This window comes from Nonomuraea sp. NPDC050383 (assembly GCF_044459125.1).
Taxonomy (GTDB): domain Bacteria; phylum Actinomycetota; class Actinomycetes; order Streptosporangiales; family Streptosporangiaceae; genus Nonomuraea.
Genome location: NZ_JBITIP010000021.1, coordinates 74576 through 87496 on the forward strand (window position 1 = coordinate 74576; position 12921 = coordinate 87496).

Genomic DNA, 12921 nt, shown 5'->3' on the forward strand with positions numbered 1-12921 from the left:
GGGTATGGGGTGAGAAGTCGGCCACTCCCCCACCGATGTGAGGTTCCGTTTTGCGGCAGTTCGTCCGCTCCTTCTGGAAGTCCTCGCGACTGCGCCGCCCCTCCCGGAAGACGCTGCGGCGGGCCTACCAGGGGTCGGTGCTGGCCAGCGTGCTCGCGCTGGCCCCGATGACCTGGGCCTGGCACGGCAGCGCGCCGCACCGCGCGGTGGCCGGCGCCCCGGGCTGGGAGGCGCGGGTGCCCGCCGCCGAGACCGCGCTCGTGCTCGGCGCCGGCCTGTACCAGGGCAGGCCCACCGGCATGCTGGCCGGCCGGCTCGACATCGCCGCCCGGCTGTACCGCACGGGCAAGGTCAAGGCCGTCCTGCTGTCGGGCGACAACAGCAGGAAGGACTACGACGAGCCGTCGGCGATGGCCGCCTACCTGCGCGCCCACGGGGTGCCGGACGACGTCATGGTGCTGGACTACGCCGGCTTCGACACCTGGGACTCCTGCGTACGGGCCCGCCGGGTGTTCGGCGCCGCCCGGGTGACCGTGGTGACCCAGGCCTTCCACCTGCCCCGCGCGGTCTCGCTGTGCCGGGCGGCGGGCCTGGAGACGTTCGGCGTGGGCGAGGACTCGACCCGCCAGTGGGCCGCCACCACCTACGTCTACGCCACCCGGGAGCTCGCGGCGACCGCCAAGGGGCTCGCCGACGCCCTGCTGCTCCACTCCGACCCGGTCTTCCCCGGGCCGCGGGAGACGTCGCTCACCACGATCCTGGCGCGCTCCCGCTGACCGACGGGAAGCGCGCGCGGGACATGCTCATGATCTCCAGCAGGGCCCGCTGCTCCTCGTGGAAGGCCTGCTCGTCGACGACGTGGCGGGCGGCCCGCTCGTGCAGCAGGCCCAGCTCGGTGGCGGCGAGCTGGTAGTCGCGCATGGCCCGCAGCCCCCGCTTGCCGCCGTAGGCCCTGGCCCACTGCCGGGCCTTGCGCCGGCGGGGCAGCGCGGACAGCATGCGGATGTCGGCCGCGTCGACCAGCCGCGTCGGCTCGTACGGCGGCAGGTAGCGCTGCAGGAGCGCGACGATGCGCCGCCGGTCGCGGAAGACCACCGCGATCAGCACGGCCAGCACCACCAGCAGCGTCGCGTACGCGACGACCAGGCCGGCCAGCCCGCCGTAGGACACCATCCCGTTCCACAGGCCGTGCAGGACCATGGCCCCGGTCCAGCCGGCCAGGATGTAGAACACCCGCTCGGGCCCGTGCCGCTGGGCGGCGTAGGCGACCGCGACCCCGATCATCGAGGTGAACAAGGGGTGCGCGAACGGCGACAGCACCCCGCGCAGCACCACGGTGACGGCCAGGCCGACGCCGCCGGCCTCGGAGTTGAGCGCCTGGACGTAGTAGCTGACGTTCTCGCTCATCGCGAAGCCGAGGCCCACCATGCTGGCGTAGATGACGCCGTCGGTGGGCCCGTCGAGCTCGGCCCGCCGGAACCTGAGCAGCCCGAGCAGCACCAGGCCCTTCATGGTCTCCTCGACCACGGGGGCGCCGAAGGTGGCGGTGAGGTTGCGGGCGCTGGCCGCGGACAGGTTGGCCGTGTCGATGATGTAGTGCAGGTTGAGCGAGTTGATCAGGCCGGCGACCAGCACGGCGACGCCGGCGCCCCAGGCGAAGGCGAAGACCAGGTTGCTGCGCGGCTCGGGCTCCATCCGGTCGAGCGCCAGCACGGCGGCCAGCAGCAGCGGCACGGGCGCGAGGGCCAGCACGAGCGCGATGAAGAACTGCACGGGCGCCCCGTTGATCACGTCGAAGGAGAACGAGACGAGGGCGCAGATGCCGGTGACGACCAGCCCGGTGATCAACGCGAACGACGGGCGGTCCTTCAACACCCAGCGTGGATCACGGGACGTCATACGGTGACTTTAACGGATCACAGGGCAGGTGTCCCGCGCGGGGACCTGCCCCGGGACGGCCCCGCACGACCGTCGCTCAGGACAGCAGCGGGTCGATCGCGACGGCGAGGAAGAGCAGCGCGAGGTAGGCGTTGGACCAGTGGAAGAAGCGCATGGGCCGCAGCGCCACCCCCGTCTTGCCGGCGTTGAGCCGGGCCAGCAGGCGGTGCACCTCCCACAGGCACATGACGCCGAGGACGGCGGCCACGACGGGGTAGAACAGCGTGGTGCCGGCCACCGGCCACAGCGCCAGCGAGCACAGCACGGTCGCCCAGGTGTAGGCGATCGACTCCAGGATCACCCGGCGCTCGGTGGCCACGACGGGCAGCATGGGCACCTCGGCCGCCGCGTAGTCCTCCTTGTAGCGCATGGCCAGCGTCCAGGTGTGCGGCGGCGTCCAGAAGAACACCACGCCGAACAGCACCAGCGGCGCCCAGTCGAGCCGGTCGGTGATGCCGGACCAGCCGATCAGCACGGGCATGCAGCCGGCGATGCCGCCCCACACGATGTTCTGGGCGGTGCGCCGCTTGAGGATCATCGAGTAGACGAGCACGTAGAACAGGATCGCGCCCGTGTTCAGTGCGGCGGCCAGCAAGTTGGTCGACAGCCACAGCCCCAGCGTGGACAGGATGCCGAGCACGATGCCGAAGATCAGGGCGCCCCGTGGGGAGACCTGGTGACGGGCCAGCGGGCGGCGCCGGGTGCGGCGCATCTTCTGGTCGATGTCACGGTCGACGTAGCAGTTCAGGGCGTTGGCGCTGCCCGCCGACAGGGTGCCGAACACCATCACCGCGACCGACGTCCACAGCGGTGGCAGCCCTCCGGCGGCCAGGAACATCACCGGCAGCGTGGTGATGAGCAGCAGCTCGATGATCCGCGGCTTGGTCAAGGCGATGTAGGCCTTGACGATCATGCCGATCGAGCGGCCGCTCGGGCGCGGCGCATCCTCCGCCGGAGCGGGGGCCGTCGCCTGCCTGTTCGTCAGCACCGTCAAGGCGCTTCCAGCACGTGCGGAGTCAACGCGTAACCTCTGATTAGAGCGGATCCGTGGACGGGGCGCCGTGGCGGCCCTGCGGACAACAACCAAAACTGTAGTCGCAGGGTCGGCCGGTCCGGCCAATGGGGGGCTCGGGCCACGCGCCGCCGGCGCACGGATCACTGACGGAACATGTACGGAGCATGCATGGGAGGGAGTGGGGAAGCTTCGCCTCCCCCACTCGGTTAGGGTCCGGTGTGGGCGGGATATGCCAGACCGGCACCATCCACCAATGACAACTAGATTCCGGAGATCGAGCACTTGAGCACCGAACTCGTGCCAGCCCTCGAATGGACCGACCTCGACAAGAAGGCGGTCGACGTCGTTCGAGCCCTGGCCATGGACGCAGTGGAGAAGGCGGGCTCGGGCCACCCCGGCACCGCCATGAGCCTGGCACCCGCCGCATACCTGCTTTTCCAGCGTACGATGCGCCACGACCCGACGGACCCGAGCTGGATCGGTCGTGACCGATTCGTGCTGTCCTGCGGTCATTCGAGCCTGACGCTGTACATCCAGCTCTACCTGTCGGGTTACGGTCTCTCGCTGGGCGACCTGGAGCGGCTGCGCCAGTGGGACAGCCTCACCCCCGGCCACCCGGAGCACGGCCACACGCTCGGCGTGGAGACCACGACGGGCCCGCTGGGCCAGGGCCTCGGCAACGCCGTGGGCATGGCCATGGCCGCCCGCCGCGAGCGCGGCCTGTTCGACCCGGACGCCGCCCCCGGCGCCTCGCCGTTCGACCACCACATCTGGTGCTTCGTCAGCGACGGCGACATCGAGGAGGGCATCAGCCACGAGGTCAGCGCGCTCGCCGGTCACCAGAAGCTGGGCAACCTGACGGTCGTCTACGACGACAACCACATCTCGATCGAGGACGACACCCTCATCGCCAAGTCCGAGGACGTCGTCAAGCGTTACGAGGCGTACGGCTGGCAGACGCTGAGCGTCGACTGGACCGAGACCGGCGACTACGTCGAGGACGTGCAGGCGCTGCACGCGGCGCTGGAGGCCTCCCGCGCCGAGACGGACCGGCCGACGTTCATCCGGCTGCGCACGATCATCGGCTGGCCCGCGCCCAACAAGCAGAACACCGGCAAGATCCACGGCTCCGCGCTCGGCGCCGAGGAGGTCGCCGCCACCAAGCGGGTGCTGGGCATGGACCCCGACAAGAGCTTCGACGTGCCCGCCGAGGTGCTGGAGCACGCCCGCGGGGTGGCCCGGCGCGGTCACGAGGCGCGCGCCGCCTGGCAGAAGTCCTACGACGCCTGGCGCGAGGCCAACCCGGAGCGCGCGGCCGAGCTCGACCGCATCTCCGCCCGCGAGCTGCCCGCCGGCTGGGCGCAGGCGCTGCCGCAGTTCGAGAAGGGCGCCTCGATGGCGACCCGCAAGGCGTCCGGCGAGGTGCTGAGCTCGCTGGCGCCGGTGCTGCCGGAGCTGTGGGGCGGCTCGGCCGACCTGGCCGAGTCCAACCTCACCACGATGAAGGGCGAGCCGTCGTTCATCCCGGAGGAGTACCAGACCAAGGACTTCCCCGGTAACCGCTACGGCCGCACGCTGCACTTCGGCATCCGCGAGCACGGCATGGGCGCCATCCTCAACGGCATCGCCCTGCACGGCGGCACCCGCCCCTACGGCGGCACGTTCCTCGTCTTCTCCGACTACATGCGCCCGTCGGTGCGGCTCGCCGCGCTGATGAAGCTGCCGGTCACGTACGTGTGGACGCACGACTCGATCGGCCTCGGCGAGGACGGCCCGACGCACCAGCCGATCGAGCACCTGTGGGCGCTGCGCGCGATCCCCGGCCTCGACGTGGTCCGTCCCGGCGACGCCAACGAGACGGCCTACGCCTGGAAGGCGGTGCTGGAGCACACCGACCGGCCGGCCGCGCTGGCGCTGACCCGGCAGAACCTCCCCGTCTTCGAGGGCACCAGCGCCGACGGCGTCGCCCGCGGCGGCTACGTCCTGCGTGAGGCGTCCGACGGGCAGCCGAGGGTGATCCTCATCGCCACCGGCAGCGAGGTCGAGGTGGCCATGGGCGGCCGCGACCTGCTGGAGTCCCAGGGCATCCCGACGCGGGTCGTGTCGATGCCGTGTGTCGAATGGTTCCACGGGCAGGACTCCGCGTACAGGCAGAGCGTGCTGCCGTCGGACGTCAAGGCCCGCGTCGCGGTCGAGGCGGGCGTCGCCCTGGGCTGGCGCGAGTTCGTCGGCGAGGCGGGGGAAGTGGTGAGCCTCGAACACTTCGGCGCCTCCGCGCCGTACAGGACGCTGTACGAGCAGTTCGGGCTGACGGCCGAGCGTGTGGCGGCGGCGGCCAAGTCCAGCCTGGCCAAGCTGGGCCAGGACAAGGGTGAGACGACGGGAAACTGAAGATGAGCGAGATCCTCAACAAGCTGTCGGGCCAGGGCGTGTCCATCTGGCTCGACGACATCAGCCGCGAGCGGCTGCGCACGGGCAACCTCGAGCAGGTGATCCGCGAGAAGAACGTGGTCGGCGTGACCTCCAACCCCACGATCTTCGCCAGCGCCCTCAGCAAGGGCGACGCCTATGACACACAGATGCACGACCTGGCCGTGCGCGGCGTCGACGTGGGCGAGGCCGTCCGCGCCATCACCACGTACGACATCCGCTGGGCGGCCGACGTGCTGCGCCCCGTCTACGACGCCACGGGCGGCTCCGACGGGCGCGTCTCGCTGGAGGTGGACCCGCGCCTGGCGCGTGACACCGACAAGACCGTCGCCGAGGCGCGCGCGCTGTGGTGGCTGGTGGACCGGCCCAACCTGTTCATCAAGATCCCGGCGACGCTGGAGGGCCTGCCCGCGATCACGCAGGCCATCGGCGAGGGCATCAGCGTCAACGTCACGCTGATCTTCTCGCTGGAGCGCTACCGCGCCGTCATGGAGGCCTGGCTGGCCGGCCTGGAGGCCGCGCAGGCCAAGGGCCTCAACCTGGCCACGATCGAGTCGGTGGCGTCGTTCTTCGTCAGCCGCGTCGACACCGAGATCGACAAGCGGCTCGACCAGCTCGGCAAGCCGGAGCTCAAGGGCAAGGCCGGCATCGCCAACGCGCGTCTGGCGTACGCGGCGTTCGAGGACGTCATGGCCTCGGAGCGCTGGCAGCGGCTGCGCGCGGCCGGCGCGCGCCCGCAGCGCCCGCTGTGGGCCTCGACCGGCGTCAAGAACCCCGAGTACTCCGACACCATGTACGTCGACCAGCTCGTCGCGCCGGGCACGGTCAACACGATGCCGGAGAAGACGCTCGACGCGACCGCCGACCACGGCCAGGTCTCCGGCGACACCGTCCGCCCGTACTACGAGCAGTCGTGGAACACCATGGCCGCGCTCAAGGAGGCCGGGGTCGACTACGACGACGTCGTCCGGGTGCTCGAGGAGGAGGGCGTCGAGAAGTTCGAGGCGTCCTGGAACGAGCTGCTCGAGAGCGTCACCAAGAACCTGGTCCCCTGATGCCCGGTCCTTCGATGGACGTCAACGACCGCGAGGAGGCGGCCGCGGTGCGCCGCCTCCTGCGGCGGAGCACCGCCCGCGGTAGCACAGGAGGCTTGAGATGACAGATCCGCAGGCGCCCGCGGAGGAGGCGCAGGCTGTGGAGAGCACGGTCGACGGCGTGATCCAGGGAGCCGCCCGGCCGGCGGCCGGCTCGGTCCGGGCCTCGGCCTCGGCCGCGGCGACCTCGGCCGCGGGCACGTCCACCACGATCGAGGCGGCGGCGGCCAACCCGCTGCGCGACCCGCACGACAAGCGGCTGCCGCGGGTGGCGGGGCCGTGCGTCATGGTGCTGTTCGGCGTGACGGGAGACCTGGCCAAGCGCAAGCTGCTGCCGGCGATCTACGACCTGGGCAACCGGGGGCTGCTGCCGCCCGGCTTCTCCCTGGTCGGCTTCGCCCGGCGCGACTGGAAGAACCAGGACTTCGCCCAGCTCACGCACGACGCCGTCAAGGAGCACGCGCGGACGCCGTTCCGCGAGGAGGTCTGGAAGCAGATCCGCGAGGGCATCCACTTCGTGCCCGGCGACTTCTCCGACGACGGCGCCTTCGACGCGCTGGCCATGGCGCTCAAGGAGATCGACGAGACCCGCGGCACGGGCGGCAACTATGCCTTCTACCTGTCGGTGCCGCCGAAGTTCTTCCCCGTGGTGGTGGAGCAGCTCAAGCGGACCGGCCTGTCGGACGCCCCGCCCGGATCGTGGCGGCGCGTGGTCATCGAGAAGCCCTTCGGGCACGACCTGCAGTCGGCCCACGAGCTGAACGAGATCACCACCTCCGCCTTCCCGGAGAGCTCGATCTTCCGGATCGACCACTACCTGGGCAAGGAGACGGTCCAGAACATCATGGCCCTGAGGTTCGCCAACAACCTCTACGAGCCGATCTGGAACCGCAGCTTCGTCGACCACGTGCAGATCACGATGGCCGAGGACATCGGCATCGGCGGCCGGGCCGGCTACTACGACGGCATCGGCGCGGCCCGCGACGTGATCCAGAACCACCTGCTCCAGCTCCTCGCCCTGGTCGCCATGGAGGACCCCACGTCCTTCGAGGCGCAGTCGCTGCGGCGGGAGAAGGAGAAGGTGTTCAAGGCGGTCCGGCTGCCGGCCGACCTGGCGGCCAACACGGCGCGCGGGCAGTACGCCGCCGGCTGGCAGGGCGGCCAGAAGGTCGTCGGCTACCTGGAGGAGGACGGCATCTCGCCCGAGTCCGTCACCGAGACGTACGCCGCCGTCAAGCTGGAGATCGCCAACCGGCGCTGGGCTGGCGTGCCGTTCTACCTGCGGACCGGCAAGCGGCTCGGCCGGCGGGTGACCGAGGTGGCCGTGGTGTTCCAGCGGGCGCCGCACCTGCCCTTCTCCAAGGACGACACCGAGATCCTCGGGCAGAACGCGCTCGTCATCCGGGTGCAGCCGGACGAGGGCATCACGGTGCGGTTCGGCTCGAAGGTGCCGGGCACGGCCATGGAGGTGCGCGACGTGTCCATGGACTTCGCCTACGGCGAGTCGTTCATGGAGTCGTCCCCCGAGGCGTACGAGCGGCTGCTGCTGGACGTGATGATCGGCGACCCGCCGCTCTTCCCGCACCAGCGCGAGGTCGAGCTGTCGTGGAAGATCCTCGACCCGATCGAGGAGTTCTGGGCCACGCAGGGCCAGCCGGAGCCGTACCCGTCGGGCTCGTGGGGTCCGCCGGCGGCCGACGAGATGATGGCGCGTGACGGCCGCGTGTGGAGGAGGCTCTGATGACGACGTTCATGCTGAGCGACACGACGGCCGGGAAGATCTCCAACCAGCTCACCATGCTGCGTCACCAGATGGGCGCGCCCGCCATCGGCATGGTGCTGACGCTGGTGGTGGTCTGCGAGGAGCGTGACCAGTACGACTCGCTGCGGGCGGCCACGGAGGCGGCCCGCGAGCACCCGTCGCGCATCCTCGTGGTGATCAACCGGGAGACCGACGAGGCCACCCGCCTCGACGCGGAGCTGCGCATCGGCGAGTCCACGCCGGGCGAGGTGGTCGTGCTGCGCCTGTACGGCGAGCTGACCGACCACGCCGATTCGGTCGTGAGCCCGCTGCTGCTGCCGGACACGCCGGTGGTGGTGTGGTGGCCCGGGACGGCGCCGGACGTGCCGTCCAAGGACCCGATCGGGATGCTCGCCCAGCGGCGCATCACCGACGCCCGCGCCATCGCCGACGGCGGCGTCAGGACGCTGGCGACGCGGGCCAAGGGCTACGCGCCGGGCGACACCGACCTGGCCTGGGCCCGGCTGACGCCGTGGCGGAGCCTGCTGGCGGCCGCCTTCGACCAGCCGGTCGGCAAGGTCCGCAAGGGCGTGGTGGAGGCGGCCGCGGGCAACCCGAGCGCGCCGCTGCTGGCGGCCTGGCTGTCGGAGCGGCTGGGCGCCACGGTGAAGGTCGCGGAGTCGGCCGGTCCCGGCCTGACCTCCGTACGGCTGTCGACGCCCGAGGGCGACCTGTCGGTGGCCCGCGCCGACGCCCGGCTGGCGACGCTGTCGCGGCCGGGGCAGCCGGACCGGAACGTGGCGCTGTCGCGCCGGCAGACCCCCGAGCTGCTGGCCGAGGAGCTGCGGCGGCTCGACTCCGACGAGATCTACGAGGCGGCCGTCAAACGGCTGGCCCGCTCGTACAAGTCCTGACGCCCCGGCGTCAGGAAGACGGTGTGACGGCCGGGTGCCCCTCCCGGGCGCCCGGCCGTTTCGCGCTCCCGGCTCTCGCTCGCCCTGCCGGCGGCTCTTCGGGCGTCCGGCCGTCGGCTATCCCGGCGCTGACGCGACTCCCAGCCGCCGCGCGGGGACGGCCGTGGCGTGGTCGTGGTCGCGGGGGTGGAAGACTGGTCCCGTGAGCGTTCCAACCGTAGTCGTCCACCGCGACGCCGACATCCTGGCCAAGGCCGTGGCCGCGCGGATCATCACCCGCCTCGTCGACGCCCAGTCCGCCAAGGGCACCGCGTCGCTCGTGCTGACCGGAGGCACGGTCGGCATCGCCACGCTGGCGGCCATCGCGGGCACGCCCGCGCGCGACGCCGTCGACTGGCGCCGCCTCGACATCTGGTGGGGTGACGAGCGTTTCCTGCCCGACGGCGACCCCGAGCGCAACGAGACGGGCGCCCGGCGGGCCCTGCTCGACCACGTCGACGTCGATCCGGAGCGGGTCCACGTCATGCTCGGCCCCGACTCGGGGCTGACGGCGGAGGAGTCGGCCGACGCCTACGCCACCGAGCTGGCCAAGGCGGCCCGCCCGGAGGACCACGGGCCGTCGCCGTCGTTCGACGTGACGCTGCTCGGCATGGGGCCCGACGCGCACGTGGCCTCGCTGTTCCCGGGCATGCCCGCGCTGTACGACACGCGCCCGGCGGTGGCGGTGCACGGCTCCCCCAAGCCGCCGCCCACCCGGATCTCGCTGACGCTGCCGGCGATCCAGGCCTCGCGCGAGGTGTGGGTGATCGCGGCCGGGGCGGAGAAGTCCGCCGCGGTGCGGCTGGCGCTGTCCGACTCCGGCCCGGTGCAGGTGCCGGCGGCGGGGGCCCGGGGGCGGTCGCGCACGCTGTTCCTGCTGGACCGCACGGCCGCCGGCAAGATCCCGCCCGGCCTCGGCCGGCTCGCCTCCCCCTGAGGCTCCCTGATCTCGTCAGGCGGGCCCGGCCGTGACCGGGCCCGCCTGCCCGGCCTCCAGCGCGCCGATCTCGGTCAGGAGCTCCCGCTTGCGCTCGGGGGCGAGGTAGGAGGCGGTCACGCCGTTGCGGGCCAGCTCGGCCAGCTCCCCACGGCCGAGGCCGAAGACCCGCGCCGCGGTCCGGTACTCCCCCGCCAGCGTGGTGGCGAACATCGGCGGGTCGTCACTGTTGAGGGTCACGAACAGTCCCTCCTCCAGCAGCCGCGGCAGCGGGTGGTCCTCGATGCGGGCCACCTGCCCGGTGCACACGTTCGAGGTGGGGCAGACGTCGAGCGGCAGCCGCGTCTCGCGCAGGTGGGCCACGAGCCGCTCGTCCCCGAGGCAGGAGATGCCGTGGCCGACGCGCTCGGCGCCGAGCCCCTCGATGACCTCCCAGATGGTCTCCGGTCCGGTCATCTCGCCGCCGTGCGGGACGCTGTGCAGGCCGGCGTTGCGGGCGGCGGTGAACGCGTCGCGGATCGCGTCGCGATAACGGACGCGCTCCTGCTCGATGCCGCCCAGCCCGAAACCTACCAAAGCAGCGGGAGGTTCTTCCAGGGCGTGGGCGATGGTGATCTCCGCGGCCTCGACGCCGTACTCGCCGGGGATGTCGAAGATGTACGCCATCTCCACGCCGTACTCCTCCGGGGCGCGGCGGGCGGCCAGGTCGAGGGCCTCGGTGACCTCGCGCCGCGGCATGCCGACCATGTGGTGGGCGTACGGGGTGACCTGGAGCTCGGCGTAGCGGGCGCCCTGCGCGGCGAGGTCGCGGGCCAGCCCGAGCACCAGGGTGGCGACGTCCCCGGGCTCGCGCACGAGCGCGTTGACGGCGCGGTAGACGCGCGCGAAGTGCGGGAAGTCGGTGAAGGTGTAGAAGGCGCGCAGCTCCTCCTCGTCCGTCGGGACACCGCTGCCGGGGTGGCGGCGCGCCAGCTCCAGGACCGTGGGTACGGACGCGGAGCCGATGAGGTGGACGTGCAGCTCGACCTTGGGCAGCGCGTCGATGAACGCGTCGAGCGCGGCGTCGCCGGAGGAGCCGGCGACGGGCGCACCCGTGGTGGAGGCGCCCGTGGTGTCGGTGATGGAGGCGTCGGTGGTCATGGCGCCGACCCTAGGACGATCCTTTGCCCCGGAACAGATGTGGAGCCCAAATCTCACACAAACACGTTAGATTTACTCGGCCGGTGCGGCGACCCAGGCCCGGACCAGCGGCAACAGCACCTCGCGGACCGACTCCTCCACGAACGCCTCATCCAGCGGCGGCCCGACGAAGATCAGGCGATGCCACACCAGGGCCTCCGCGACGCCGGCGAGCCGGGCGGCCTCCACCGCGCGCGGCGGCCCCTTCATCGGCCCGCCCGCCGGCTGCCCGGCCGGCTCACCGCGCTCCCGGGCCCGCTCCAGCAGGGCCTCCACACCGTGGAAGTCCCTGCTCAGCATGTGCGCGCGCAGCGTCCTCGCCAGCTCCTGGTGCGAGACCAGCGTCGAGGACAGGCCCATGATGAGCGTGTGCTTGCGCTCGGCCGTCTCGCACAGTCCCCGCAGGAGCTCGGCCAGGTCGCCCCGGAGCGAGCCCGTGTCGCAGGGGCGCGGCGCGTCCGCGTCGAAGCGGCGGCAGATGACGTCCACCACCAGCTCGGGCTTGCCCGCCCAGCGCCGGTAGATCGTGGCCTTGCTGGCCCTGGCGCGCCTGGCGATCTGGTCGACCGACATCCGGTCGTAGCCCATCTCCGACAGCAGCTCCAGCGTGGCGTCGAGGATGGCCCTCTCGCGCCCGGGGTCGAGTGGGGCCACGTACACGTCCTCCGGTCCTGCCCGGCCGGGTCCTGCCCGGCGGCGTTCGTCAGGTGCTCACGGCGTCACCGAGCGGCGAGCCGATCGAATCGTACGCCGGTGAGTTCGGTGGACACGTCCCAGAGGCGCGCGGCGAGCTCCTCGGAAGCGGCGTCGGCGGACGGGGTGAGGAGGCGCAGCTTCGGGCCGACGAACTCGCCGCCGCGGATGTCCGGCGAGGTGGCGGCGTACAGGGACGGCAGCGCGCCGGTCTCGGGGCTCAGCAGGAACAGCCCCAGGAGGGGCTTGAGCGGCCCCACCTTGACGATGTTCGTCGCTGTGGCACCCGGATGCGTGGCCACGCTCTTGAGGTCCGCCTGGGCCCGCTCAGCGCGCCGCTGGAGCTCCAGGGCGAACAGGAGGTTGGCCAGCTTGGAACGGCCGTAGGCGCTCATCCGGCCGTAGCCGCGCTCCAGGGTGAGGTCGTCGAAGTCGAGCCGGCCGCGGCTGTGGGCGTCGCTGGAGACGGTCACCACGCGGGCGCCCGGGCGGGCGAGCAGCTTCGGCAGGAGCAGCCCGGTCAGCGCGAAGTGGCCCAGGTGGTTGGTGCCGAACTGCAGCTCGAACCCGTCCTTCGTCAGGCTGCGGGGCGTCATGCCGACGCCGGCGTTGTTGATCAGCAGGTCCACTTCGTCCACGCCCTCGGCGAACGCGCGCACCGAGGCCAGATCGGCGAGGTCGAGCAGGGCCCGCTCGACGCGGGCGCCGGGCACGGCGCGCCGGACGGCGGCCACGGCCTCCTCCCCCTTCGCCTCGGACCGCGCGGTGGCGATCACGCGGGCGCCGTGGCGGGCGAGCTCCAGCACGGTGGGCAGGCCGATGCCGCTGTTGGCGCCGGTGACGATCGCCGTCCGGCCGTCCAGGGCGGGCATGTCGGCGGGGGTCCAGGGTGTCATCGCCACTCCAGAGAGGTGTACGGAACCGTTTCGTACACCATAACC

The 12921-nt window shown here is 72.0% G+C and carries 11 protein-coding genes; 6 read left to right on the plus strand and 5 right to left on the minus strand.

Annotated features, from left to right (window positions below):
* Positions 1–50 precede the first annotated feature (50 nt).
* Positions 51–776: a vancomycin high temperature exclusion protein gene (locus ACIBG4_RS35910; protein WP_397206209.1), complete on the plus strand. Its 726-nt coding sequence runs from the start codon at positions 51–53 to the stop codon at positions 774–776.
* Here the strand turns inward: ACIBG4_RS35910 and ACIBG4_RS35915 are convergent.
* Together ACIBG4_RS35915 and ACIBG4_RS35920 are read right to left on the minus strand one after the other, a co-directional pair.
* Positions 748–1899 (minus strand): PrsW family intramembrane metalloprotease, encoded by a 1152-nt coding sequence (locus ACIBG4_RS35915; RefSeq protein WP_310708932.1) that lies wholly within the window; start codon positions 1897–1899, stop codon positions 748–750. The genes ACIBG4_RS35910 and ACIBG4_RS35915 overlap by 29 nt on opposite strands.
* Before the next feature lie 76 nt (positions 1900–1975).
* A complete protein-coding gene (locus ACIBG4_RS35920; protein ID WP_397206211.1) occupies positions 1976–2932 on the minus strand; it encodes a heme o synthase in 957 nt (318 codons plus the stop codon).
* A gap of 381 nt (positions 2933–3313) precedes the next feature.
* On the opposite strand from ACIBG4_RS35920, the gene tkt reads away from it, so the two are divergent.
* The 5 genes from tkt (at position 3314) to pgl (ending at position 10108) form a co-directional block, all read left to right on the plus strand.
* Positions 3314–5344: a transketolase gene (gene tkt / locus ACIBG4_RS35925; protein WP_397206276.1), complete on the plus strand. Its 2031-nt coding sequence runs from the start codon at positions 3314–3316 to the stop codon at positions 5342–5344.
* A gap of 2 nt (positions 5345–5346) precedes the next feature.
* Positions 5347–6438: a transaldolase gene (tal, locus tag ACIBG4_RS35930; RefSeq protein WP_397206213.1), complete on the plus strand. Its 1092-nt coding sequence runs from the start codon at positions 5347–5349 to the stop codon at positions 6436–6438.
* A gap of 100 nt (positions 6439–6538) precedes the next feature.
* Positions 6539–8218, plus strand: a complete 1680-nt coding sequence (zwf, locus tag ACIBG4_RS35935) for a glucose-6-phosphate dehydrogenase (RefSeq protein WP_310708929.1) — start codon at positions 6539–6541, stop codon at positions 8216–8218.
* On the plus strand, positions 8218–9132 hold the full coding sequence (locus ACIBG4_RS35940; RefSeq protein WP_355446077.1) for a glucose-6-phosphate dehydrogenase assembly protein OpcA: 915 nt from the start codon (positions 8218–8220) through the stop codon (positions 9130–9132). The genes zwf and ACIBG4_RS35940 overlap by 1 nt, the downstream gene beginning before the upstream one ends.
* Before the next feature lie 202 nt (positions 9133–9334).
* The gene (gene pgl, locus ACIBG4_RS35945) at positions 9335–10108 is read left to right on the plus strand and encodes a 6-phosphogluconolactonase (RefSeq protein ID WP_310708927.1); all 774 of its coding nucleotides are present in this window, start codon (positions 9335–9337) and stop codon (positions 10106–10108) included.
* A 15-nt stretch (positions 10109–10123) separates the two neighbouring features.
* On the opposite strand, the gene add is transcribed toward pgl, so the two are convergent.
* The 3 genes from add to ACIBG4_RS35960 form a co-directional block, all read right to left on the minus strand.
* Complete coding sequence (add, locus tag ACIBG4_RS35950) at positions 10124–11248, minus strand: adenosine deaminase (RefSeq protein WP_397206216.1); 1125 nt, start codon at positions 11246–11248, stop codon at positions 10124–10126.
* 72 nt (positions 11249–11320) lie between these two features.
* Positions 11321–11941: a TetR/AcrR family transcriptional regulator gene (locus ACIBG4_RS35955; protein ID WP_397206218.1), complete on the minus strand. Its 621-nt coding sequence runs from the start codon at positions 11939–11941 to the stop codon at positions 11321–11323.
* 65 nt (positions 11942–12006) lie between these two features.
* A complete protein-coding gene (locus ACIBG4_RS35960) occupies positions 12007–12876 on the minus strand; it encodes an oxidoreductase (RefSeq protein WP_397206220.1) in 870 nt (289 codons plus the stop codon).
* Positions 12877–12921 lie beyond the last annotated feature (45 nt).

Coding starts and splice junctions, on each gene's coding strand:
- ACIBG4_RS35915 (WP_310708932.1), bottom strand. CDS start 1,899: ATGACGTCCCGTGATCCACGCTGGGTGTTGAAGGACCGCCCGTCGTTC.
- tkt (WP_397206276.1), top strand. CDS start 3,314: ATGGACGCAGTGGAGAAGGCGGGCTCGGGCCACCCCGGCACCGCCATG.
- tal (WP_397206213.1), top strand. CDS start 5,347: ATGAGCGAGATCCTCAACAAGCTGTCGGGCCAGGGCGTGTCCATCTGG.
- zwf (WP_310708929.1), top strand. CDS start 6,539: ATGACAGATCCGCAGGCGCCCGCGGAGGAGGCGCAGGCTGTGGAGAGC.
- ACIBG4_RS35940 (WP_355446077.1), top strand. CDS start 8,218: ATGACGACGTTCATGCTGAGCGACACGACGGCCGGGAAGATCTCCAAC.
- add (WP_397206216.1), bottom strand. CDS start 11,248: ATGACCACCGACGCCTCCATCACCGACACCACGGGCGCCTCCACCACG.
- ACIBG4_RS35960 (WP_397206220.1), bottom strand. CDS start 12,876: ATGACACCCTGGACCCCCGCCGACATGCCCGCCCTGGACGGCCGGACG.